The sequence below is a fragment of the Nocardia sp. NPDC056000 genome, from assembly GCF_042269265.1.
In the GTDB taxonomy this organism is placed as follows: Bacteria; Actinomycetota; Actinomycetes; order Mycobacteriales; family Mycobacteriaceae; genus Nocardia.
The window spans coordinates 33,179-55,605 of record NZ_JBHJXS010000004.1 but is presented as its reverse complement, the minus strand read 5'-3'; the positions used below and the strand labels follow the sequence as shown (position 1 = coordinate 55,605).

Annotated in this window: 22 protein-coding genes; 11 read left to right on the top strand and 11 right to left on the bottom strand. The window is 66.4% G+C overall.

Going from position 1 to position 22,427, the window contains the following annotated elements; translation table 11 throughout:
• Positions 1-76: 76 nt before the first annotated feature.
• From ACFC4D_RS12250 to ACFC4D_RS12235, 4 genes are all read left to right on the top strand, one after another.
• Positions 77-1,861: an amidohydrolase family protein gene (locus ACFC4D_RS12250; protein ID WP_376062778.1), complete on the top strand. Its 1,785-nt coding sequence runs from the start codon at positions 77-79 to the stop codon at positions 1,859-1,861.
• A gap of 37 nt (positions 1,862-1,898) precedes the next feature.
• Positions 1,899-2,507: a TetR/AcrR family transcriptional regulator gene (locus tag ACFC4D_RS12245; RefSeq protein ID WP_376062777.1), complete on the top strand. Its 609-nt coding sequence runs from the start codon at positions 1,899-1,901 to the stop codon at positions 2,505-2,507.
• A gap of 142 nt (positions 2,508-2,649) precedes the next feature.
• The gene (locus ACFC4D_RS12240) at positions 2,650-2,991 is read left to right on the top strand and encodes a YciI family protein (RefSeq protein WP_376062776.1); all 342 of its coding nucleotides are present in this window, start codon (positions 2,650-2,652) and stop codon (positions 2,989-2,991) included.
• 3 nt (positions 2,992-2,994) lie between these two features.
• Entirely contained in the window at positions 2,995-4,245 is a 1,251-nt protein-coding gene (locus ACFC4D_RS12235; RefSeq protein WP_376062775.1) for an RNA polymerase sigma factor, read from the top strand.
• Positions 4,246-4,257: 12 nt separating this feature from the next.
• Here ACFC4D_RS12235 and ACFC4D_RS12230 read toward each other — a convergent pair whose 3' ends face one another.
• Complete coding sequence (locus ACFC4D_RS12230) at positions 4,258-4,809, bottom strand: MarR family winged helix-turn-helix transcriptional regulator (protein ID WP_376062774.1); 552 nt, start codon at positions 4,807-4,809, stop codon at positions 4,258-4,260.
• Positions 4,810-4,981: 172 nt separating this feature from the next.
• On the opposite strand from ACFC4D_RS12230, the gene ACFC4D_RS12225 reads away from it, so the two are divergent.
• On the top strand, positions 4,982-6,223 hold the full coding sequence (locus ACFC4D_RS12225; RefSeq protein WP_376062773.1) for an alkyl sulfatase C-terminal domain-containing protein: 1,242 nt from the start codon (positions 4,982-4,984) through the stop codon (positions 6,221-6,223).
• A gap of 7 nt (positions 6,224-6,230) precedes the next feature.
• Here the strand turns inward: ACFC4D_RS12225 and ACFC4D_RS12220 are convergent, their stop codons facing one another.
• Complete coding sequence (locus ACFC4D_RS12220; protein ID WP_376062772.1) at positions 6,231-7,199, bottom strand: TIGR00341 family protein; 969 nt, start codon at positions 7,197-7,199, stop codon at positions 6,231-6,233.
• A gap of 115 nt (positions 7,200-7,314) precedes the next feature.
• On the bottom strand, positions 7,315-8,250 hold the full coding sequence (locus ACFC4D_RS12215; protein WP_376063653.1) for a LysR substrate-binding domain-containing protein: 936 nt from the start codon (positions 8,248-8,250) through the stop codon (positions 7,315-7,317).
• A 234-nt stretch (positions 8,251-8,484) separates the two neighbouring features.
• Between ACFC4D_RS12215 and ACFC4D_RS12210 the strand changes: the two genes are divergently transcribed.
• From ACFC4D_RS12210 to ACFC4D_RS12190, 5 genes are read left to right on the top strand one after another with little or no spacing between them, the layout of a single operon-like run.
• A complete protein-coding gene (locus ACFC4D_RS12210; protein WP_376062771.1) occupies positions 8,485-9,927 on the top strand; it encodes an amidohydrolase family protein in 1,443 nt (480 codons plus the stop codon).
• 8 nt (positions 9,928-9,935) lie between these two features.
• Positions 9,936-11,126 (top strand): cytochrome P450, encoded by a 1,191-nt coding sequence (locus ACFC4D_RS12205; protein ID WP_376062770.1) that lies wholly within the window; start codon positions 9,936-9,938, stop codon positions 11,124-11,126.
• Between the two features lie 22 nt (positions 11,127-11,148).
• The gene (locus ACFC4D_RS12200; protein WP_376062769.1) at positions 11,149-11,346 is read left to right on the top strand and encodes a ferredoxin; all 198 of its coding nucleotides are present in this window, start codon (positions 11,149-11,151) and stop codon (positions 11,344-11,346) included.
• Positions 11,343-12,509 carry an NAD(P)/FAD-dependent oxidoreductase gene (locus ACFC4D_RS12195; RefSeq protein ID WP_376062768.1) on the top strand — a complete coding sequence of 389 codons (1,167 nt, stop codon included), beginning with the start codon at positions 11,343-11,345 and terminating at the stop codon, positions 12,507-12,509. Before ACFC4D_RS12200 ends, ACFC4D_RS12195 begins: the two co-directional genes overlap by 4 nt.
• Positions 12,510-12,513: 4 nt before the next feature.
• Positions 12,514-13,965: an amidohydrolase family protein gene (locus ACFC4D_RS12190; RefSeq protein ID WP_376062767.1), complete on the top strand. Its 1,452-nt coding sequence runs from the start codon at positions 12,514-12,516 to the stop codon at positions 13,963-13,965.
• A 91-nt stretch (positions 13,966-14,056) separates the two neighbouring features.
• On the opposite strand, the gene ACFC4D_RS12185 is transcribed toward ACFC4D_RS12190, so the two are convergent.
• Genes ACFC4D_RS12185 through ACFC4D_RS12150 form a run of 8 tightly spaced genes read right to left on the bottom strand, consistent with a single transcriptional unit; the run spans position 14,057 to position 21,035 of the window.
• Positions 14,057-15,052, bottom strand: coding sequence for an amidohydrolase family protein (locus ACFC4D_RS12185; RefSeq protein ID WP_376062766.1), 996 nt, complete (start codon positions 15,050-15,052; stop codon positions 14,057-14,059).
• Between the two features lie 2 nt (positions 15,053-15,054).
• Positions 15,055-15,576: a 3-hydroxyanthranilate 3,4-dioxygenase gene (locus ACFC4D_RS12180; protein WP_376062765.1), complete on the bottom strand. Its 522-nt coding sequence runs from the start codon at positions 15,574-15,576 to the stop codon at positions 15,055-15,057.
• Positions 15,560-16,027, bottom strand: a complete 468-nt coding sequence (locus ACFC4D_RS12175) for a RidA family protein (protein WP_376062764.1) — start codon at positions 16,025-16,027, stop codon at positions 15,560-15,562. Before ACFC4D_RS12175 ends, ACFC4D_RS12180 begins: the two co-directional genes overlap by 17 nt.
• The gene (locus ACFC4D_RS12170; RefSeq protein ID WP_376062763.1) at positions 16,027-16,797 is read right to left on the bottom strand and encodes a 2-keto-4-pentenoate hydratase; all 771 of its coding nucleotides are present in this window, start codon (positions 16,795-16,797) and stop codon (positions 16,027-16,029) included. The genes ACFC4D_RS12175 and ACFC4D_RS12170 overlap by 1 nt, the downstream gene beginning before the upstream one ends.
• Positions 16,794-17,825 carry a 4-hydroxy-2-oxovalerate aldolase gene (dmpG, locus tag ACFC4D_RS12165; protein WP_376062762.1) on the bottom strand — a complete coding sequence of 344 codons (1,032 nt, stop codon included), beginning with the start codon at positions 17,823-17,825 and terminating at the stop codon, positions 16,794-16,796. Before dmpG ends, ACFC4D_RS12170 begins: the two co-directional genes overlap by 4 nt.
• A complete protein-coding gene (locus ACFC4D_RS12160; RefSeq protein WP_376062761.1) occupies positions 17,810-18,754 on the bottom strand; it encodes an acetaldehyde dehydrogenase (acetylating) in 945 nt (314 codons plus the stop codon). Before ACFC4D_RS12160 ends, dmpG begins: the two co-directional genes overlap by 16 nt.
• On the bottom strand, positions 18,751-19,563 hold the full coding sequence (locus tag ACFC4D_RS12155; RefSeq protein WP_376062760.1) for a 2-keto-4-pentenoate hydratase: 813 nt from the start codon (positions 19,561-19,563) through the stop codon (positions 18,751-18,753). Before ACFC4D_RS12155 ends, ACFC4D_RS12160 begins: the two co-directional genes overlap by 4 nt.
• Entirely contained in the window at positions 19,560-21,035 is a 1,476-nt protein-coding gene (locus ACFC4D_RS12150; RefSeq protein ID WP_376062759.1) for a 2-hydroxymuconic semialdehyde dehydrogenase, read from the bottom strand. Before ACFC4D_RS12150 ends, ACFC4D_RS12155 begins: the two co-directional genes overlap by 4 nt.
• Positions 21,036-21,237: 202 nt before the next feature.
• Here ACFC4D_RS12150 and ACFC4D_RS12145 point away from each other — a divergent pair, with 202 nt between their 5' ends.
• Positions 21,238-22,404 (top strand): FAD-dependent oxidoreductase, encoded by a 1,167-nt coding sequence (locus ACFC4D_RS12145; RefSeq protein WP_376062758.1) that lies wholly within the window; start codon positions 21,238-21,240, stop codon positions 22,402-22,404.
• Positions 22,405-22,427: the final 23 nt, after the last annotated feature.

The window sequence follows — 22,427 nt, the reverse complement described above, 5'->3', positions numbered from 1 at the left end:
CAGGCCGGATAAAGATGGTGATCACTTACTATCTTTGCTACGGTGACTCCGGACGACCTACCGGAAGGCATGCCACATGTTCGACACGATCGTGCGCGACGGACTCTGGTTCGACGGGACGGGAGCGCCTCCGCAGCGCCGCGACCTGGGGATCCGGAACGGCATCGTCGAAGTCGTATCCGCGGAATCGCTCGACGCGGGCGGCGATACCGAGGTGATCGACGCAGCGGGCAAGTGGGTGCTACCGGGGTTCGTGGATGTGCACACCCATTACGACGCCGAGGTGCTCGCCCAGCCGGGATTGCCCGAGTCGGTGCGGCACGGGGTGACAACGGTATTCATCGGAAACTGTTCGCTGTCAACGATTCTGGCGTCGAACGCCGATTGCGCGGACTTCTTCAGCCGGGTGGAGGCGGTGCCGCGCGATGCGGTGCACGATGTACTCGAAGAGCATCGGGACTGGCGCAGTCCGGCCGAATACGTCGCGGCGGTGGAGCGGCTTCCACTCGGGCCGAATGTGGCCGGGTTCCTAGGGCATTCGGACCTGCGGACCGCTGTGCTGGGGCTGGATCGGGCGGTGACTCGCGATACCAAGCCGTCGGCGGTCGAAATCGAGCGTATGCGAACGCTTTTGGAGGATGCTATCGATGCGGGCATGCTCGGCATGTCGTCGATGAGCAATACCCTCGACAAGATCGACGGGGAGATCTATCGCTCGCGGTCGCTGCCTTCGACATACGCGCGGGGCAAGGAATTTCGGGCGCTCAACGGGGTGCTGCGTCGGCGGCGGCGCATTCTGCAGAGTGCGCCGACCATCAATTTCCGGCCCAATGTGTGGAAGTACTTCGCCGCGAGTTCGGGGCTGTTCCGGCGGCCCGCGCTGCGAACTTCACTGCTGTCGGCGGCGGATTCGAAGGCCTATCCCCCGGTCGTGTACTTCATGATGTACGCCGCGCCGCTGCTGAATCGGTTCGCGCGCACCGACTTCCGCTGGCAGCATTTGCCGGTGCCGTTCACCGTCTACGCCGACGGCATCGATCTGGTGGTGTTCGAGGAGTTCGGGGCGGGGGCCGCGGCGCTGCATCTCAAGGATGAGGTCGAGCGCAATGAACTGTTGCGCGACAAGGAGTATCGGCGACAGTTCCGCAAGGACTACGACAACAAGTTCAGTCCGCGAATCTGGCATCGGAACTTCTTCGACGCCACCATCGTGGGATGCCCGGATGAGAGCGTGATCGGCAAGACCATCGGCCAGGTGGGCCGCGAGCGCGGATTGCATCCGGTGGACGCCTACCTGGATATGGTCATCGAGTACGGCCGGAAACTGCGCTGGCGCACCACCATTGCCAATGATCGACCCAAGTATCTGGACAAGCTGGCGACCAATTCCGGTGTGCAGATGGGGTTCGGGGATGCGGGCGCACATCTGCGCAATATGGCCTTCTACAACTATCACCTGCGACTGCTCGAACGGGTGAAAGCCGCGCAGGGCAAGCGCAATCCGTTCATGAGCTTGGAGCGCGCGGTGCACCGTCTCACCGGCGAGCTGGCGGAGTGGTACGGGCTCGACGCGGGCTACCTGCGTCAGGGCGATCGGGCCGATCTGGTGATCATCGATCCGGCCGGGCTCGATCAGTCCGTGCACGGGCTGCATGAGAACGCGATGCCGGAGTTCGGGCTGACCCGCATGGTCAACCGCAATGACGCTGCGGTGGCCGCCACCCTCATCAATGGCGTAACCGTCTATCGCGGTGGGGAATTCGCCACCGGATTCGGAGCCGAGTGGGGCACGGGACAGTTCTTGCGCACCGGTCAGTCCGCCCGTAAGCCCGCCGAGCGACGGCTACCGGTCGGTCGGTGAGTGAGCCGCTATGTCGGCAGCCCTAGGATCGGCGGCTGTGAGCCGCACACAACGCGAACGGCGCGAGACCACCATCGCCAAGCTGATCGACGCGGCGATGGTGACCATTGCCGAGAAGGGCTATGTCCGGGCCTCGGTCAAAACGATCGCGACCGAGGCGGGCATGTCCTACGGCGCGCTGTTCCGTCACTTCGAGACCACGACCGAATTCATGATCGCGGTGGCCGAGGACGCGTTCCGGCGGCAGCTCGAAGTCTTCGACGCGCGATTCCAGACGATCCCGGAATCCGAGCGCACCATCGAGGCGGTGCTGCGGCTGCAATACGAGATAGCGGGCAACAGCACCAACACCGTGATCTACGAATTGCAGCTCGCGGCCCGCACCGATGAGCAGCTCCGCGCGGGACTGCAGCCCGCACTGGTCGCCTACGGCTCGGCGATCCTGCAACTCGCGCTGAAGATCATCGATCCCCCAGAGGAACTCGATCCCGCCGACTTCATGACCGCCGTCTTCATGATCAGCGACATGTTCGACGCCGAACATCTTTTCCGCCACGTGCGCCCGTACCCCGAACTCACCGAACGCCGAATCCAGTTGCTGGCCACCATGATCGGGTCCCTCATCCCGCCCGAGGGATCGCGCTAGCGCACCCTCTCCGCTCGCCGCCGGACTGGCTGGGCCACCTCTTTCCCGCATCAGATTCGACGGGCCTGTCGATTCGGGCCGTGGGTGCGCGTCGAAGAGTTGAATGGTCCCGAAGGCGGACCGGCGGATGAAAGGATTACCCATGGCTGAGTACTTGGTCCTGATCTACCAGGACGAACGGCAAGAGCGCACCAACCTCAACGACCCCGAGATGATGCGCGACCACCAGGGCTTCCAGACGAACAATCAGGCCGCCCTGCGTGGCGGCAACGCGCTCGAGCACAGCCACGCCGCCACCAGCGTTCGTCCAGACGGCGCGGGCGGCTTCACGGTGACCGATGGGCCCTTCGCCGAAACCAAGGAACAGATCGGCGGGTACTACCTGCTCGAGGCCGCCGACCTGGACGAGGCGCTGACGCTCGCCAAGCAGGTTCCGATGGCCGAGGGCGGGGTCGAGGTCCGGCCGATCCACGTCTTCGGCTGAATCATGACCGCCGCCGCGGTCTCGGCCGCGGTCGCGCACGCGCATCGCCGCGAGTGGGCCTTCGTGCTCGCCGCGACGGTGCGCGTCACCCGCGACCTCGATCTTGCCGAGGAATGCGTCCAGGATGCCTATGCCCAGGCCCTCACCAGCTGGGCCGCAGGCGTTCCCGACCGTCCGGGTGCCTGGTTGACCACCGTCGCGCGCAATCGCGCCCTGGATCTGCTGCGCAGGCAGGCGACGATGACCCGCGCCCTGCCGCTGCTGATTTCCGACGAACCCACCGATGACATCGCCGACACCGTCGCCCGGAACCTCGACGAGGCCATCCCCGATGATCGGCTGCGCCTGATCACCACCTGCTGCCACCCCGCGCTCGCACGCGAAGCCCAGGTCGCGCTGACCCTGCGCCTGGTCTGCGGTTTGACCACGGGCGAGGTCGCGCGGGCCTTTCTGGTGCCCGAACCCACCATGGCGGCGCGCATCACCCGCGCCAAGAAGAAGATCGCCGCCGCCCGCATTCCGTACCGCGTTCCCGGCCCGGCGGACCTGCCCGAGCGTGTCGAATCAGTGCTGACCGTCGTGCATCTGCTCTACACGAGCGGCCACACCGCGCCGTACCACACCGATCTGATCCGGCAGGACCTCACCGAGCGCGCGGTCGATCTGGCCCGCATGATGCGCGCGCTGCTCCCCGAGAACGCTTCGGTCGCAGGACTTCTCGCGCTCCTGCTGCTGTCGGAGTCGCGACGCGACGCCCGCACCGACACGGCGGGCAATATGGTCGCGCTCTCGGACCAGGACCGCGACCGGTGGGACCGCGACCGCATCACCGAGGGCATCGCGTTGGTTCGGGAATCGTTGGGCCGCAACCCGAGTCGATACGGCCTTGAGGCCGCCATTGCCGCCGTGCACGCCGAATCGCGCACCTGGGCCGATACCGACTGGACCGAAATCGTCGGCCTCTACGACGTTCTGGGTCAACTCTGGCCCTCGCCGGTCGTCACGTTGAATCACGCCGTCGCCGTTGGCTTCGCCGAGGGTGACGCGGCGGGCCTGGCCGCGCTCGAACCCCTCACCGCCGAACCGCAACTCGCCGGATACGGCTACCTCGCCGCCGCCCGCGCCAACTTCCTGGCGGGCCTGGGCCGCACCGCGGAGGCCCGCATCGCCTACAACGAGGCAATCCTGCTCACCGGCAACGACGTCGAACGAGCGTTCCTGACTGCCCGTCTCGCCGCACTGGACCCTGAATAGCCCGCGTTTCGGCTACGGGATCTCCCCCGCGGGCTGGTGGTAGTCCTGACCGAGCATTCGCAAGTACATCGGCAGACCGGGCGATGCCGGAATCTTGGTGATGAGCTCGATCAGCTGTGTCACTTCGGGTTTGGTCAGCCGAGCGGCGAGTAATTCCATCACGTGCTTGGAGTGGGTCGCCTCGGCGGTGGCGAGGAAACTCAGTCCGAGCGGCGAAATGGCGACCTGGACGCCCCGGGCGTCGGCACCGGCGCTTTCGCGGGTGACATGGCCTTGGGCTTCGAGTTCGGTGACGCGCCCGGTCAGTCTGCTCGGCAGCAGCAGGGTGGCCTCGGCCAATTCACCCATGCGCATAGTGCCCGCGGTACGCAGGGCGAGCAGGATCAGGTAATCACTGGCGTGCAGCAGATGTGAGGATTTGAGGTCGGCGGCCGCGACCTGGTCGAGTTGTTCGCCGACGTGGCGCAGGAAATGCCAGGCGACCACGTAGGGACAGGCCGGTGTGGGCACCGGCGTCATCGAATGGTCGTAGCTCAAGGTATGGCCTTCGTATGGCTCGCCCATTGTGGTGAGAATACACGTGACCGCACCGGCGTACGCGGCTCACCACCCGAAGAAAAGCCTCTGACCAGGTCCTATCCCATTCTTCATTTCTGAACTATCGGCGACTTCCGAGGACTGCGGACACTGATCCGGCAGCACATATTCGGCGGTCCGACTATGAGGTGGTCTGTAGATGAAGAACTCGAATATCGGCGCTCGGGATCAACGAAATGAATCACCCTGCGCGCAAGAGCTTTTCGAAGTCACCGAGCATGTGTTCCAGGTGCGCAATTCCGAATGGTCGGGGATGTCACTCATCGAGGGCGATCGGGGCATCATCGTCGTCGACCCCCTGACCTCCGCGGATTCCACCCGGGACGTGGTGTCGCTGTATCGGCGATATCGCGGACAACGCCCGATCACCGGGCTCATTCATACCGGCGCGATCGACGAGACGCGACCGATTCCGGGCGACGAGTACCAGGATCCCGAGATTCCGGTGCTGACGTGGCAGGAACCACCGCTCACGACGGGGCCGACCATCACTGTCACCGGCGCGGCGCAGGAAGAGGAGATCGACGGCGTGCGCATACTGTGCCAACTGCCCACCGCTGCCGACGCACCACGCGGAATGAACTTCCTGCTGCCCGATTTTCGCGCTCTGCACCTGGCCGAGACCGCCACCACCGGGCCGTCGCACCGTACGCACGGCCATATCCTGACCGCCGACACACGCGGGCGAGTTCACGACCTCGACGAGGCGCTGACCCTGTTCGCCGATCGCACCGACGTGGCCTTCGCGGCCGGCATACGGCCGGTGTGGGGTGGCGATCGGATCAGCGATCTACTGGCCCAGTATCGCGACCTGCACGCGTACCTGCACGATCAGACGGTGCGGCTGATGGGTCAGGGGCTCAACGCCGCGCAGATCGCGGTGGAGTTGGCGTTGCCCGCGCCGCTGGCCGAAACCTGGTCGCGCCGTCTACATCACGGGACGCTCGCGGACACGGTCGAGGCGATCGTCCAGCGCTATCGATCGAGCCGGAACGATCCGGGGGAACTGGCCGATGGCGATGAATCACACTGGGCTGAAACCACATCCACGGACGCGATCGTGCACGCGCTCGCGATCCGGGTCGACGGTCCCCGTGCGGCCGAGTCCGGATTCACCATGGATTGGCGCCTCACCGACGAGAACCAGACAGTCCGGCTCACGCTGTGCCACGGCGCACTCACGCACCGGCACAGCGCAATCGACGCCCCGCCACCGGAAAAAGCCGACCTGACACTGACTTTGACCAAACATCTGCTGCTGACAATGTTGCGCGGTGAAGGGATCAACGGCGTCGATATCGACGGCGACCTCCAGGTCCTGGGTCGCCTACTGCGCGTACTCGCTCCTGCCGAACCGACTTTCGCCTCCGTGGGGCGCTGACACCGGGTCATCTGGACAGGTGACGGCCCACGGTTTGCACCACGACAACGGTGGGACTCCACGGCAGCAAATCGTCGACGGACTGCTGCAATTCCGCTATCGGCGGCAGTATGTCATCGGGTGCGAGGATGTCGATGGTGGCGGTGTTGCTGCCCAGGGTCACATCGGTGACCTGGGCGTCGGGGACGTCGCGCAGCCAATGCCGGGTCGCCTCGGCGATCTGCCCGGCCCACAGCGAGGACAGCGAATTCACCACCATGGGCACCGCGACCACGATCAGCGCGATGCCCAGTACGAGATAGGCACGGCCGCGGTGGGCGGTGTTCTCCCCCGCTTCGCGCGCGTATCCGGCGGCCACCAGGACCACGGTCGCGGTGATCATCATGGCGATCACGTTCGAGGCGAACAGCACGAACGCGCCGAGTGCCAGTGCGGGCGCATCCGAGCCCAAGCACACCCCGACCACCGCGAGCGGCGGCACCAGGGAGATCGCGATCGCCACGCCTGGTAGCACGTCGCCGACATCGCGCCGGGTGACCGCGATCGCTCCGACCAGTCCGGTGGCCAGCGCCGCGGTGAGATCCATCAGGGTCGGCGAGGTTCGCCCGAGCACTTGCGAATTGGCAAGCACATGGGTGGCATTGGGCAGGAACTGGGCGAACAAGAATCCCAACCCGACAATCAGCAACACCCCGGACAACACCAAAAGCAGGCTCTGCGCGACGAGGCGGCCGCGGCCGATGGCGATACCCAGCCCGACCCCGAGAATCGGGGTCGAGAGCGGAGCCACGATCATCGCGCCGATAACGGTCGCCGCGGAATTACCGACTACTCCGCTGATGGCGATCACCCCGGACAGGGCGAGCATGGTCCAGAAGGCCGAGCGCTTCGCACCGGTATCACCGGACGCGAGGTCGAGCCGATCGACGAGTTCGTCCACTGTACGACGCTGGCTCGCGGGTACGACTCGATGCATCCGGCGCTCTCCTGATCGGGTCGAGACAGATCGGGCGACGATACGAGCTAACTGTCAGCACGTGACCCTACCGCGCACGGCGACCCGTTCGGTGGAGCTGCGGCCGCACGATCTCTCAGGGGCGGTCGCCGCCCAGCCGCTCCGCGGCTATACGTTGCAGATCGGCGATCAGGGCGTTGGCGGATGGGCTCAGGGTGCGCCCCGCGGCGATGGTGATGCCGACGCTGTGCCCCACCGGTTCCAGCGACAGCGGTAGCGGGCGCAGGCGGGCGTCATCACGGCCGATCAGGCTCGGCAGCACCGCGACCAGGTCCGTTTCCAACAGCAACTGCCGCACGGTCAGGAACGTGGTGGCTTCGATTCGGTTGTCGGGCAGGGGCATCGCGTTCCGGGCGAAGAACTCCTCGAGTTCGCGCCGCAGCGCGGTCTCGGCGCCGGGCAGGATCCACGGGTACGCGGCGAGGTCATGCAGTTCCAGCTGCGGATATCCGGCCAGGGGGTGTTCGGCACGGGTGAAGATCTCCACGTACTCGTGGTAGAGCGGTACGCGCACAGCGGTTTCGGTGGTGGGCGCGGTCAGCCTGCCGACGATGAGATCGACTCGGCCCGCCTCCAATTCGACCAGCAGGGCCGCGGGCGAGCCTTCGCGCACGATGACCGTGAGCATCGGTCGTTCCTGTTTGAGCCGAGCGATCGCGCGCGGCAGCAACACATTCGACCCCGCCAGATGCGTGCCCACCACCACGGTGCCGCGATCGGCGTCCGAGAGTTCGACGATATGGCGTCCGGCCTGGCTGAGCTGGGCCAGCACGGCGCGTGCGTGCGCGGTGAACGCCTCGCCGAAGATGGTCGGGGTGACTCCGCGCGGGCCGCGATCGTAAAGCGAGACACCGAGAATGGCCTCGATATCGTGCAGGCTCCGGGTCGCGACCGGCTGGGTGATGTGCAATGCGGCGGCCGCGCCGACCACACTGCCGTGCTGGGTGAGCGCGTCGACCAGAACCAGATGCCGCAGTTTCAATCTGCCGTCCAGGAGACGGGGTTGATCCACCATCAGGCACCCGGTCTTCGCGAAGCTATACCCATACGCGGATACTAATCCCGCCGAACGATGTACTCCATGTATATCGGGCGTATTTCCAATACCTCACGCGCACGTTGCACCGGGTACCCCTATACCGCGACGAGCATTGGTGGGGCCCGAACAGGCATTGGCGCGCAATGGGTCCGCTGACTCACGATCGATCCCACCATTTCCAGCAGTTCGCGGAGGGAGCGCTCGCACATGAGCACCGACAAGACCGTCATCACAGGTGGACCCATCATCACCATGGACGGCACATATGGCGATCTGCCACAGGGCGCGATATTGATCGAGGGCGACTCGATCGTCGCCGTCACCGCCAACGCGGACGACTTCGCGGGTGTGGACGCGCAGCGAATCGACACCGCCGGCGGCTACATTCTGCCGGGCCTGATCGACAGCCACCGGTATACCTGGATGGCGCTGCTGCGCGCCATCTCCGCCGATCAGTCGCTCATGCAGTTCCTGGCGACCACCTTCTACGGCATCGGTTCGATCATGCGGCCCGAGGACGCGGCCGCCGCGTCGATGGTCGGCGCGCTCGAGGCGCTGGACGCCGGTGTCACAACGATTTTCGACTGCCACGACTGCGTCAACAGCCCGGACCACGCCCGCGCCGATGTGGAAGCGTTGCGCGCGAGTGGAATTCGGTCGGTGTACGCCTACGGTATGCAGGCGTACGACTATCAACCGCCCGCGTTCCACTCTCACGGCGAACGGCTGGCCGACGCAGCCCGCCTGCGCGCGGAGCATTTCGGCTCGGACAACGATCTGTCGCGAATGGCGATGCTGTACAGCGACTTCGGCATTCTGCCGTTCGAGGAGACGGCCGCGGAGATTCGCGCCGTGCGCGACCTCGGAATCGTGGGTGCTTCGCACACCGGCGCCGCCACCAGTTCGATTCTGTTGCGCGGCTTGCGGGAACTCAATGATCGCGAACTGCTGCTGCCCGGGCATCTGCATATCCACTGTCCGGCGCTGCACGATTGGGAGTGGCAGCTCATCGCCGATACCGGCGGCAAGGTCACCATCGCGCCGGAGACCGAGATGCAGATGGGCATGGGTCATCCGCCGTTCCGCGCCGCGCTCGATCACGGTCTCGCGCCCGGGATCAGCACCGATATCGTCTGCGTCGGTTCGGGAGATCTGTTCTCGCAGTTGCGAATCGGCTTGCAATTCCAGCGCTGCCTCGACCACGATGCCACGCACGCGCGGGGCACCATGCCCGCCACGGTCGGGCTCGGGGTCCGCGATGCGCTCACCTGGGCCACGCACAACAGCGCGGACGTCATCGGCTTGGGCGATGTCGTCGGTTCGCTGACGCCGGGTAAGAAGGCCGATGTCATCGTGGTGCGTCCGCGGATGGATCTGGTGCGCTCGAGCTATCCGCTGGGTTCGGTGGTGCTGCAGTCCACCGCCGCCGATGTCGACACCGTGCTGGTGAACGGTGTGGTGCGCAAGCGCCATGGTGCGCTCGTCGGCTACGACCTGGATGCGGTGCGCCGCAATGCCAATGCCGCGCTGGATCGAATCGAGAAAGCCGCGGCGGCGCTGCCCGCGTACACCGATCAGGAGGTCTACGGCTGGTTCACCCAGGCCGAACGTTCGGCCTCGGCGAACTTCGCCCGCGCCTACCAGCAGTAGGGCGCGCCGTGAGCACGCGGACACCGGTGGGGGTACCCACCTACTCCGAGGATCTGTATTCCGATGCGGCGATCCTGGATCCGTATCCGCACTACCGGGCCCTGCGTGCCCTCGGGCCGGTCGTCTGGTTGCCCGGCCTCGAGGTCTACGCGCTGCCGCGCTACGGCGAGGTCCGGGCGGTGCTGGCCGATGACGCGACTTTTCGCACCGGGGACGGAGTTTCGCTCAACGAGCGTTACAACACGCTGCTGCGCGGGTCCACCTTCGCCAGCGACGGGGAACGGCATGTGTTCCTGCGCGGCCTGGTCGCACATGAGTTGACCCCGAAGGCGCTGCGGCCCAGGCGGGCCGCGATAGAGACCGCCGCCGAGGCGCTGGTGGAGCGGGTGCTCAAGGCCGAATCCTTCGATACGGTAGGCGATCTCGCGCGCAGCCTGGTGCTCGCGGTGGTCCCGGACTTCCTGGGCATCCCTGTCGAGGGGCGCGAGCATCTGATCGATTGGGCCGCGGCGAACTTCAATTGCCATGGCCCGCTCAATGATCGGGCGCGCACCGCGCTGGAGACCGCGGGGAATATGGCCGCCTACGCCACGCGTCTGGTCGACGAGCGCTCCCCGCGCCCCGGTGGTATCGCGCACTGTGTGCTGGACGCGCTCGACGACGGGAAAGTCGATCGCGACCAGGCCATTTCGCTGATGCTGGACTATCTGGCTCCGTCGCTGGACACCACGGTCACCGGGTTGTCCACCGCCATCTGGCTTTTCGCTCGGCATCCCGAGCAGTGGGATCTGGTGCGAGCCGACCCCGCACGCATCCCGATGGCGTTCAACGAGGCGATCCGATACGAGACGCCGGTGCGCCAATTCGGCCGCCGCGTCGCGCACGACACCGAGATCGCGGGAGTCCCGATCGCGGCGGGGGCGCAGGTGCTGGTCATGTTCGCCTCGGCCAATCGCGATGAGCGCAAATGGGACCGGCCCGACACCTTCGACATCACTCGCAATCCGGTCGATCATCTCGGATTCGGTTACGGCGCGCACGGATGCGCCGGACAGGGGCTGGCCCGGATCGAAACCCACAGCGTGCTCGCCGCTCTGGCGCGGCACGTCACCCGCTTCGAGGTCGGCGGTGAGCGGCGGGCGGTGAACAACGTCATGCGCGGCTTCGACACCCTGCCGACCCGGGTGCGGCTGTCCTGATCTCGCTCCGAAGGAGACGACTATGCGAATCACCGTGGACTACAACCGTTGTGAAGGACACGGCATGTGCGAGGAACGGGCGGGCAGACTCTTCCGCCTCGATGACGACGGGAATCTGCACTTCGACTACGAGAATCGCGAGGTGCCAGAGCACGATGTCGCCGATGCCACGGCGGCGGTCGGGGTGTGCCCGGTGGCGGCGCTGCGGATCGACACATGAGCGCCCTGCGGGACATCGCCGTGGTCGGCGGTTCCATCGCCGCCGTCACCGCCGCCAATGCCTTGCGCGCCAGTGGGTTTCAAGGATCGATCACCCTATATTCGGCGGAATCGCATGCACCGTACACCCGTCCGCCGCTGTCGAAAGACATTCTGTGCGGACGCAATACGCCCGAATCCGCGCGTTTGCATCTGGCGGCGGATATCGAGGTCCGGTGCGGGGTGACCGCCACCGGCCTGGATGTGGCGGCGCGGCGGCTGCGATTGACCACGGGCGAGCGGATCGGATTCGACGGCCTTGTCATCGCCACCGGAGCCAGAGCGCGCACGCTGACCGCGGATCCCGCGGAGTGGCGACTGCGGTCGATGGATGACGCAGTGGCACTGCGGGATCGGCTGATCTCCAGCTCCCGGGTGGTCATTATCGGCGGCGGTCCGCTCGGCATGGAGATCGCCTCGGTGTGCCGGGAACTGGGTCGCGAGGTGACCGTGCTGGACCTGCTGCCGCCGATGCGCCGCCAGGTCGGCGGCTACCTCGCCGATCTCATCACCGAGGCTGCGGTCGATGCCGGGGTGCGGGTGGTGAGCACCCCCGACCCGGTTGAGATCGCCGGTCCCGGCCTGGTCCGAGCCGGTTCGCTGCGGTTCGAGGCCGATACGGTGATCACCGCCATCGGCGAGGTCCCCAATACCGAATGGCTGCGCGAATCGGGGTTGACCCTCGCGGGCGGAGTGCTGGTCGATCCGTGGTTGCGGGCCGCGCCGGGCATCGTCGCCGCCGGTGATGTGGCGGCTCGCCGTATTTTGGGCGCCGCTACGGCCGACGGCGTGCGAACGCCTTTGTGGGCCAATGCCGTCGACCAAGCCACCGCCGCGGCCGCCGCCCTGCTCGGCAAGGCCCTCGCGCCCTATCAGCCGCGACCCTACTTCTGGACCGAGCAATTCGGCCTGTCGATCAAGGTCTGCGGCGACATCCCTGGCGATCAGCCCCCGACCGTCCTGGAGGGCAGCCGCCGCGCGCGAAATCTGGTGTTGCGGTGGCATACCGAGGGCGCGGTGGTGGCCGCCGCCACCGTCAACCATCGCATGCCGATCGCGCGCCTGCGCCGGCTCGCCGCGCCCGCGAACTCCGAATACTTCTCCCTCCCAGCAGAATCGAGGTAACCCCATGACCCAACGCACCCTGGTCACCGGAAATCTGGTGATCACCATGGACCCCGCCCTGGGCGATATCCCGCACGGCGCGGTCCTGATCGAAAACGAGGCCATCGTGGGCATCGGCCCGGCCACTCAGTTCGCCGGAGTCGACGCGGAACGGATCGAGGCGCCCGACGGCATCGTGCTCCCCGGCATGATCGACAGCCATCGGCACACCTGGCTGGCACTGCTGCGCGGCATCTCCGGGGATCAGGCGCTCCTGGAATTCATCGCCAACACCTTCTACGGCATCGGTTCGATTCTCGGAGCCGAGGATATGGGCGTCGCGACCCTGGTCGGAGCGCTCGAGGCACTCGACGCCGGCGTGACCTCGATCTTCGACTGCTGCGACTGCGTCAACAGCCCGGCCCACGCCGATGCCAATATCGAAGGGCTGCGCACCGCCGGACTGCGCTCGGTGTACGCGTACGGCATGCAGCGCTACGACTTTCAGCCGCCGGCGTTCCATCACCACCGCGAGCGGCTGGCCGATGCCGCCCGGGTGCGCTCGGAGTACTTCTCCGCCGAGGATGACATGTACCAAATGGGCATGCTCTACAGCGATTTCGGCACCATCGCCTTCGACGCCACGGCCGCCGAGATCCGCCAGGCCCGAGAGTTGGGCGTACACGGCGCATCGCACACCGGCGCGGCCGCGGGTTCGGTGCTCCTGCGCGGGCTGCGTGAGCTCAACGATCACGGTCTGCTGCTGCCCGGGCATCTGCACGTGCACTGCAATGGGCTCGATGAACAGGAGTGGAAGCTGTTGGGAGACAGCGGAGCTCACGTGGTGACCTCGCCGGAGACCGAACTCCAGATGGGCATGGGCCTGCTGCCCATTCGCCCGGCGCTGCGGCACGGTATCGCGCCGGGTATCGGCACCGACAGCATTATCTGCGGATCGGGCGATCTGTTCGGTCAGATGCGCCTGGCGCTCCAGCATCAGCGCGCGATGGACAGTCTGCCGGTGCACGCGGAGGGCCGTTCACCGCTGTCCATCGAGCTGAGCGTGCGCGACGCACTGACCTGGGCCACGACCAATGGTGCGCGGATCATGGGATTGTCGTCCTCGATCGGATCGCTCACCGTCGGGAAGAAGGCCGATGTGATCGTGGTGCGGCCGCGCTGGAATCTGGTGCGCCCCAGCTATCCCGCGGCCAGCGTGGTGTTGCAGTCGAGCGCCGCCGATGTGGACACCGTGCTGGTGAACGGCGAGATCCGCAAGCGCGACGGTGTGCTGGTCGGCCACGATCTGGCCGCCCTGCCCGCTAAAGCCGATGCGGCGCTGAACAATATCGAGAAGGCCGCCGCCGATCTGCACGTGTTCGGCCCCGCCGAGCTCGCGGAGTTCATCGGCCAGGTCGAACGCGGTGCGAGCGTCAATTACGCACAGGCCTACCGGAATATGGCCGCGCCGAACTGAGCGGCCGCTCGCACTGAACAGCGCTCGAAGTAGCCCGGAGAGATACTCTCCGGGCTACTTCGAGGTCGTTCAGGCAGACCCTCGAGGTGGTTCAGGCGATACCGAGAAAGCGTTCGGCATTGCCCCGATACACCAGTTCGCGGGTGCGGTCGTCGAGAAATGCGCTCTTGCGCACCACTTCTCCCACCGGTCGCTCCCCCAGCGGATACGGATAGTCGCTGCCGACCAGCACCCGCTCCGCGCCGACGGTATCGACCAGCAGCCGCAGCGCCCGCTCATCGAAGACCACCGAGTCGACGTAGAACCGGCCCAGATAATGTGAGGGCGGATACTGCGAGGTGCCCACCACGTCGTTGCGCCGATGCCAGGCATTCTCGGTGCGACCCAGCCAGAACGCGAAAGATCCACCGCCGTGGGCGAATCCGATGCGCAATCGCTCGTCGATGCGATCGAAGACCCCGCCCAGAATGAGCGCCAGAATCGACAGGTGCGTCTCGGCGGGCATGGCGGTGAGCCACTGCGCCATCCAGCGACTCAGGCGCGGGGAGTCGTCCATATCCCACGGATGCACGAAGACCGGGACGTCCCGATCGGCGCAGTGCTGTAGGAACGTGACCACGCCCTCGCTGTCCAGATCGCGGTCCCCGACATGGTTTCCGATCTCCACACCGCGATGACCGTTGGCCAGGCAGCGGTCCAGCTCCGCACAGGCCAGATCGGTATCCTGCAGCGGCACTTGGCAGAACGGGATGAGCCGGTCCGGTGCCGCGGCCACGATATCGAGGGCGAGATCATTGAAGACCCGTGCGATCTTGGCCGCCTGCGGCCCGGTGCGCCCGTAGTTGAAGAAACCCGGTGTGGGAGAGACGACTTGGGTCCGCACCCCGTCGGCGTCCATATCGGCCAGTCGCACGTGCGCATCCCAGCAATCGGACTGAATGCGCCGGAATTCGCTGGTGCCCATCATGATCATAGCGTCGGATTCGGATTCGATGCGCAACCAGGGCGCGTGCGGGCCGCCCTCGGCCGCGAGATCGGGCCAGCCTTTGGGAACGTAATGGGTGTGGACATCGATGATGCCGGACATCATCAACCCTTCCCGGGGTGCTGCGCCCCGCATTCGCCGCAGACGCGGGCCTGCGCATCGGCGTAGAAGGCGGCGAAGACCGGCGGCAGGTCGGCGACGATATCGCGCACCTGCAATTCCACCTCGTGGATGAGCGCATGACACTGCGGGCAGTACCACTGGAACTTCTCCAGCGTGCCCTCCTGCCGGACGCGCTCGATGACCAGTCCGATCGAATCGGGGTCCGGCCGCTGCGGGGAGTGCGGGATATTGCCCGGCAACAACCACACCTGACCCTCGCGAATATGCACCGCGCGCGGACCTTCCGGGGTCATGAGGTCCACCCGGATATCGCCGCGGATCTGATAGAACCACTCCTCGTACGGATCGAGGTGGTAGTCGGTGCGCTGATTGGGGCCGCCGACGACCTGGACGATGAAGTCCTTGCCCATCGACATGGTGCGGTTGTTCACCGGCGGCGCGAGCAGATGCTCGTGCTCGGCGATCCAGCCGTGGAAGTCGATGACGTCAGGAATCTCGGTCATGGCGATGCCTTTCGGGTATAGCTGCGCCTGTCGGACGGTACGCGACAGCCTGAATCTCGATGAGCAGGTGCGGATGCGGCAACTGATGCACGGCCACGGTCGTACGGGTCGGGCCGGTCTCGTCGAAGTACTCGGCGTAGACCTGGTTGTAGCCGCCGAAGTCGTTCATCGATACGAGATAGGTGGTGAGCTGGGCGATATCGCTGAGCTCGGCACCGACCTCGCGCAGAATCGCGCCGATGTTCTCGATGACCGCACGGGTCTGGGCGCGTATGTCGAGGTCGGTGGTGCCGAATCGATCGACCGTGACGCCCTCGAAGGTGTTGTCGGGGCGGCGCGAGCTGGTGCCCGAGACGAAGATCAGGTCACCCACCACCTTCACGTGCGGGAAGCGGCCGCGCGGTGTGGCCAGCCCGGGGATGACGCCGCCGCGTTCGGAAAGCTCTGCCATCACACGCCTTTCGCCGTCACCGCGACCGTGCCCAGCCCGGTGATCTCGCATTCGGCGACGCCGGGGGTGAGCGGGATCGCCGCGGTGGCCGCGCCCGCGAGGATGACCTGCCCGGCGCGAAGTGGGATTCGTCGACGCCGGCACATATCCAGCAGGGCGTGCAATGCGCGGATCGGATCGCCGAGAATCGCGGCGGTAGAGCCGATGACCTCCGCATCACCGGCGATGAGCCGAACCGCGCTGTTGGGGACCGCGCGCAGGGGCTGCCACGGGCCGATGACGAACGCGGCGGCGGAGGTGTTGTCCGCGACCACATCGGTGTAGGTGAATCGGAAGTCCCGGAATCGGGAGTCGATGATCTCCAGCGCCGGGGCCATCGCGTCGACGCAGGATTCGATATCGACGAGCTGTTCGTCGATATCGATATCGCGGCACAGCCGGTAGGCGACTTCGGGCTCGATCTTGGGATGGATGAATCGCGAGAGCTCCACCGGTCCACCGTCCGCGATCCGCATGGCATCGGTGAGCCGCCCGACGATCACGTCCGTGACCCCCATCTGCGCCATCTTCGCGCGGCTGGTGAAACCGAGCTTGAGCCCGATGGCCCGCTCACCGCGCTGCACCCGGCGCGCGAGCAGCGCGGATTGGATGGCGTAGGCGTCGTCGATATCGAAATCGATGGTTTCGGCCAGGCTGAGCACATCGGCGCAATCACGTTGCGCGCCGTCGAGATGTTCTGCGAGCGTAGCGATTTCATTCGGTGTGATCATCGCGCCGCCACCGCCCGTCGGGTGCTGAGATCCAGCGCGATATCCACGATCATGTCCTCCTGGCCGCCGATCAGCTGTCGCCGCCCGACCTCGGTGAGAATCTCGCGAGTGTCGAGACCGTATCTGCGCGCGGCTCTTTCGGCGTGCAGGAGAAAGCTCGAATAGACCCCCGCGTAGCCCAGGGTCAGGGTCTCGCGATCGACCTGTACCGGTCGAGTTCGCATGGGGCGGATGAGATCATCGGCCGCGTCCTGGAGCGCGAACAGATCGCAACCGTGCTCCCAGCCGAGCAGATCGGCGACCGCGATGAACGGCTCGGCGGGGCAATTGCCCGCTCCCGCACCCTGACCGGCGAGCGCCACATCGACCCGGTATGCCCCGTGCTCGACGGCGGTGACGCTGTTGGCCACCGACAGCGAGAGGTTCTCGTGCGCGTGGATGCCGATCTCGGTGCCGTGGTCCAAGGTCTGCCGATAGGCGTCCACCCGGTCCGCGACATCGCGCATAGTAAGCCGACCACCGGAATCGGTGACGTAAACACAATGCGCCCCATACGATTCCATCAATTTCGCCTGGACGGCGAGCGCGGCCGGAGTGTTCAGATGGCTCATCATCAGAAAGCCCGAGACGTCCATGTCGTGCTCGCGCGCCCAGGCGATGTGCTGGGCGGCGACATCGGCCTCGGTGCAGTGCGTGGCGATGCGGACGCTGCGCACCCCGAGCCCGCGGGCGCGGCGCAGATCCTCGATGGTGCCGATACCGGGCAGCAGCAGGGTGGTCAGCGTCGCATGCTCGAGATCCTCGGCTGCGGCGGCGATCCACTCGAGATCGGTGTGCGCACCGAACCCGTAATTGGCGCTGCTACCGCCGAGTCCGTCACCGTGCGCCACTTCGACGGCGGCGACTCCGGCCGCGTCGAGCGCGCGCACGATGGTACGCACCTGTTCGACCGTGTAGCGGTGACCCATGGCGTGCATGCCGTCGCGCAGGGTCACATCCTGGACGTAGATTCTCACGCCCTCACCCATCCTCTCAGTGCGGCATTGCGTTCGGCCGCGGCCAGCGCCGCGGACGTCATGATGTCGAGGTTGCCCGCATATTCGGGCAGGTAGTGGCCCGCGCCGCGCACCTCCAGGAAGATCGATACCCGGGTGCCGGTCAGGGTGCGGCCCAGCGCGGGAACATACATATCGACGAAGGGGTCGAACTGCACCGGCTGGGCCAGCCGGTAGCCGGGCACATAGCCGCGCACGGTTTCGGCCATCTCCTGGACCGAGGCGGCGATCTTGTCCAGATCCGGACTCGGGCCCTCGACGAGGCAGAAAACGGTGTCGCGCATGATGACCGGCGGGTCGGCCGGATTCAGGATGATGATCGCCTTGCCGACCTCGGCCCGGCCGACCGCGCTGATGGCGGCGGCTGTGGTCTCGGTGAACTCGTCGATATTGGCGCGGGTGCCCGGCCCTGCCGAGCGCGAGGCGATAGCGGCCACTATCTCGCCGTAGGCGACCGGCGCGACCCGCGAGACCGCGGCGACCATCGGAATGGTGGCCTGCCCGCCACAGGTGACCATATTGATGTCCTCGGCGGCCAGATGTTCGTCGAGATTGACCGCGGGCACCACGAACGGGCCCGGTGCGGCGGGGGTCAGATCGATCATCAGCTTGCCGTGAGCACGGGCGATCTCGGCATTGCGCACGTGCGCTTTGGCGGAGGTGGCGTCGAAAACTATTCGTATGTCGGCGAACTCGGGCATGCGCGCCAGGCCGTCGATCCCGTCGGCCGTGGTGGGGATGCCTAGCCGAGCCGCGCGGGCCAAACCGTCAGAGCTCGAGTCGATTCCGGCCATCGCGCCCACGCGCAGCGTCGTGGACAGCCGCAGCACCTTGAACATGAGATCGGTGCCGATATTGCCGGATCCGATGATGGCGACCGGGATTCGATCATCCCCACTCACAGGTCCTCCTTCTGTTCGATGACGGCCTCGACACTGCCGAGCCCGTCCAGGCGCAGGCGGAATCGCCCGGCCCCCGCGATCGGGACCATCGGCCCCAGCGCCCCGGACATCACCACAGCGCCTGCGCGCAAAGGCTGTTCGCGCCGGACCAGTTCCCGCGCCAGCCATGCCACCGCGGTCACCGGTGAGCCCAGACAGGCGTGGCCCGCGCCGAAGGAGACTGGCTCGCCGTCGCGTTCGAGCACCATGCCGATCCGGGACAGATCTCGATCGCGCAGCGAGTAGGCGGCCGCGCCGAGCACGACGACTCCGCTGGAGGCGTTATCGGCGACAGTGTCGGTAATGCTCAAGTCCCAGCCGGTGATTCGCGAATCCACGACCTCGATGGCGGGCTGTACGAAATCGGTCGCGCGCAGTACATCGGCGACCGAGGCATTGGGGCGGTCCAGATCCCGGCCCAGTACGAAGGCGATCTCGCCTTCGGCGCGCGGTTGCAGCAGTCGTTCGCGCGGGATCGGCTCACCGTGGCCGTAGACCATATCGTCCAGCAGCACACCGAAATCCGGCTGGAACACCCCGAACTGCTCCTGCACCACGCGCGCGGTGAGGCCGATCTTGGCGCCCACCACGCGTGCGCCGGCGGCGATCCGATCGGCGATGACAGCTCGTTGAACGCGATACGCGCTGTCGATATCGGCCGGATCCGAGAGCAGATCCCGGATGGGGCCGCAGGTGACGCCGGTACGCTGTGCGGTCAGCAGGCGTTGCGCGGCGGTGATCGCGGTACTCTCCTCGAGTTCGATTGTCACAGCTGCACACACACATTCGTTGGTTCGGTGTAGAAGTGCAGGGAGGACTCCCCGCCCTCGCGGCCGATGCCCGAGAGGCCGACGCCGCCGAACGGCGAGCGCAGATCCCGCAGGAACCAGGTGTTCACCCAGGCCATCCCGACCCGCATGGATTGCGCGACCCGATGGCCGCGCCGCAGATCATTGGTCCATACCGCCGCGGCGAGACCGTAGTCGGTGTCATTGGCCAGCGCGATGGCCTCGGCCTCGGTGTCGAAGGGGATGAGCGCGGCGACCGGGCCGAAGATCTCCTCGCGCACAACGCGATCGGCATTGGTGAGGCCGGTCCACAGGGTTGGCGCGATCCACGATCCGTCGTCCAGTCCAGGTCCGAGTTCGGGGACGCGGCCACCGGCGATGATCGACGCGCCGGACTGCTCGGCGAGTTCGAAGTAGCTCAGTACTTTTTCGCGATGCGCCTGAGAAATCAGTGGGCCCGTAGTGGTTTCGGTATCGAGAGGGCTGCCCAGGCGCAGCGCTCGCGCACGCTCTGCCAGTCCGGCAGCGATATCGTCGAAGATGCTGCGCTGGATGTACACCCGCTCGGTGCACAGGCAGACCTGACCGGTATTTGTGAAGACCGAGCGGCTCAGCCCGTCCAGCGCCTCATCGAGGTCGACGTCATCGAACACCAGCGCGGCGTTCTTGCCGCCGAGCTCGAATGAGACCGGGCGTACCCGGGGCGCAACGGTTTTCATCACGTGCGCGCCAGTTGCCGAGGATCCGGTGAAGGTCACCCCGTCGATACTCGGATGCTCCACCAGGTACTGGCCCGCGGAATCGGGGCCGAAGCCGTGCACCACGTTGTAGACCCCGGCGGGCAGACCCACCTCCGCCAGAACCTCGGCGAGCAGTGTCGCGGTCGCCGGGGTTTCCTCGCTCGGCTTCACCACCACCGCATTGCCGCAGGCCAGGGCGGGGGCCACCTTCCAGGTAAGCAGCAGCAGCGGGAGATTCCACGGCACGATCACCGCCACCACCCCGAGCGGTTTGCGCACCGCGTAGTTCAAAGCCGTTCGCCCACCGGGCAATTCGGTCAGGAACGATTCCTGGCCCGCCGCGGCGACCACGTCGGCGAAGGTGCGGAAGTTGGTCAGGGCACGCGCGACATCCAGCTCACGCGCCTGGGTGACGGGCTTGCCGGTATCGGCGACCTCGGCCGCCACGAACTCCTCGAACCGCTCCTGGATGCGATCGGCCGCGCGCCGGAGCAGCGCCGCGCGTTCGCGCACCGGCGTCTGCGCCCAGCCGGTGTCCAAGGCCCGCCGAGCGCCCGTCACCGCTCGATCCACGAGCGCGCGATCGGCCTCGTGCACACGAGCGATGACGCTGCCGGTCGCGGGATCGACGGCGGGGAAGGAACGGTCCGGGTCGGGTTCGACGAATCGTCCCTCGACGAAATTTCGAATCCACAGTGGCGGAGGGGAATTCATGAGGTCCACTCTGCTGCGGTCAGACATGCTGAACAAATGCGCAATCTCTCGTTTGCTATACCCGAATGCGCATGGCTCCCCGACGGTCCCACCCGATGGGATATGACCGAATGAGCATGAGGAAACCCTGATTCAGTATTCGACAGACATCGATGCCCGGCTGATGATGATCCAGACGCAAGACAGTCAGGAGGTACACCACGTGGTGCAGCAGCACGCCGAGGTCATCGGCGGCGGTATCGGCGGATTGACCGCCGCGACCGCACTCGCCCAGCGCGGCTGGCAGGTCCGGCTTCATGAGCGCGACCATGAGATCCGCGCCATCGGCGCGGGAATCTACATGTGGGGCAATGGACTCGCCTCGCTCGAAGCGCTCGGGCTCTTCGACCGAGCGGTAGTCGGCGCGCACGTGGGCCAGACCCTCGAATCACGGGATCACCGCAATCGGACCGTCGAGGCCATCGAGATCAATCGGCCCGGGCGAGCGCGGGTCTACACCATCCTGCGTGAGCGGCTCATCGACACCCTGGTCAGCGGCGCGAAAGCCGCCGGGGTGGAGATCATCACCGATTCGGAGATCCTGCGCGCCGAACCGGATGGCACCATCGTGGCCGCCGATGGCAGGACCGCGAGGGCGGACCTGGTGGTCGCCGCGGACGGGGTCAACTCCCGAATTCGTGACCATCTCGGGCTGCTCGCCGAGCGGGCGCGCATGGATCAGGGCGCGATCCGGCTGACCGTGCCGCGTTCGGCCGAGTTCGTCGATCCTGCCGACGCGGGCAAGTACATCGAATACTTCCGGGGTCGTCGTCGACTGCTCTACACCCCGAGCAGTGCGCACGATCTCTACGTCGCACTGGTCACCGAAACCGGCGATGAGGCCGGGACCCGGGTGCCGATCGATGTGGACAGCTGGCGGCGCAGTTTCCCGCATCTGGGCGCGTTGATCGAGCGGCTCGACGGCTTGCCCGGGCGCTGGGACACATTCGAATTCGTCAAGCTCCGGTCGTGGTCGGCCGGGCGGGTGGCGGTCATCGGCGATGCCGCCCACGCTCAGCCGCCCTACCTGGGTCAAGGCGGCGGCTGCGCCATGATGAACGCCTTGGGCCTGGCCGACGCGGTGTCGACGCTCTCGGCCGGTGGCGATATCGCCGAACGGCTGCGGGAGTGGGAGTCCCGGGAACGTCCGGTCATCGAGCACACCCAGCGATGGTCCTACGGGCTGCGGCTGGTGAATCGGATTCCCGACGCAATGCGCTCGCCGGTGCTGACCGTATCGGGCCGGATCGAACGGCTCGGCCGCTCCCGCATGGCGGCGGCACTGTCCACGCCAACCGGATTCGACCGGTTCGCTGGGACTCGCGGCTGACGCGAAACCACCTCGACTTCCAT

Coding starts and splice junctions, on each gene's coding strand:
- ACFC4D_RS12250 (WP_376062778.1), top strand. CDS start 77: ATGTTCGACACGATCGTGCGCGACGGACTCTGGTTCGACGGGACGGGA.
- ACFC4D_RS12240 (WP_376062776.1), top strand. CDS start 2,650: ATGGCTGAGTACTTGGTCCTGATCTACCAGGACGAACGGCAAGAGCGC.
- ACFC4D_RS12235 (WP_376062775.1), top strand. CDS start 2,995: ATGACCGCCGCCGCGGTCTCGGCCGCGGTCGCGCACGCGCATCGCCGC.
- ACFC4D_RS12230 (WP_376062774.1), bottom strand. CDS start 4,809: ATGGGCGAGCCATACGAAGGCCATACCTTGAGCTACGACCATTCGATG.
- ACFC4D_RS12225 (WP_376062773.1), top strand. CDS start 4,982: ATGAAGAACTCGAATATCGGCGCTCGGGATCAACGAAATGAATCACCC.
- ACFC4D_RS12220 (WP_376062772.1), bottom strand. CDS start 7,199: ATGCATCGAGTCGTACCCGCGAGCCAGCGTCGTACAGTGGACGAACTC.
- ACFC4D_RS12210 (WP_376062771.1), top strand. CDS start 8,485: ATGAGCACCGACAAGACCGTCATCACAGGTGGACCCATCATCACCATG.
- ACFC4D_RS12200 (WP_376062769.1), top strand. CDS start 11,149: ATGCGAATCACCGTGGACTACAACCGTTGTGAAGGACACGGCATGTGC.
- ACFC4D_RS12195 (WP_376062768.1), top strand. CDS start 11,343: ATGAGCGCCCTGCGGGACATCGCCGTGGTCGGCGGTTCCATCGCCGCC.
- ACFC4D_RS12190 (WP_376062767.1), top strand. CDS start 12,514: ATGACCCAACGCACCCTGGTCACCGGAAATCTGGTGATCACCATGGAC.
- ACFC4D_RS12185 (WP_376062766.1), bottom strand. CDS start 15,052: ATGTCCGGCATCATCGATGTCCACACCCATTACGTTCCCAAAGGCTGG.
- ACFC4D_RS12180 (WP_376062765.1), bottom strand. CDS start 15,576: ATGACCGAGATTCCTGACGTCATCGACTTCCACGGCTGGATCGCCGAG.
- ACFC4D_RS12175 (WP_376062764.1), bottom strand. CDS start 16,027: ATGGCAGAGCTTTCCGAACGCGGCGGCGTCATCCCCGGGCTGGCCACA.
- ACFC4D_RS12170 (WP_376062763.1), bottom strand. CDS start 16,797: ATGATCACACCGAATGAAATCGCTACGCTCGCAGAACATCTCGACGGC.
- dmpG (WP_376062762.1), bottom strand. CDS start 17,825: ATGGGTGAGGGCGTGAGAATCTACGTCCAGGATGTGACCCTGCGCGAC.
- ACFC4D_RS12150 (WP_376062759.1), bottom strand. CDS start 21,035: ATGAATTCCCCTCCGCCACTGTGGATTCGAAATTTCGTCGAGGGACGA.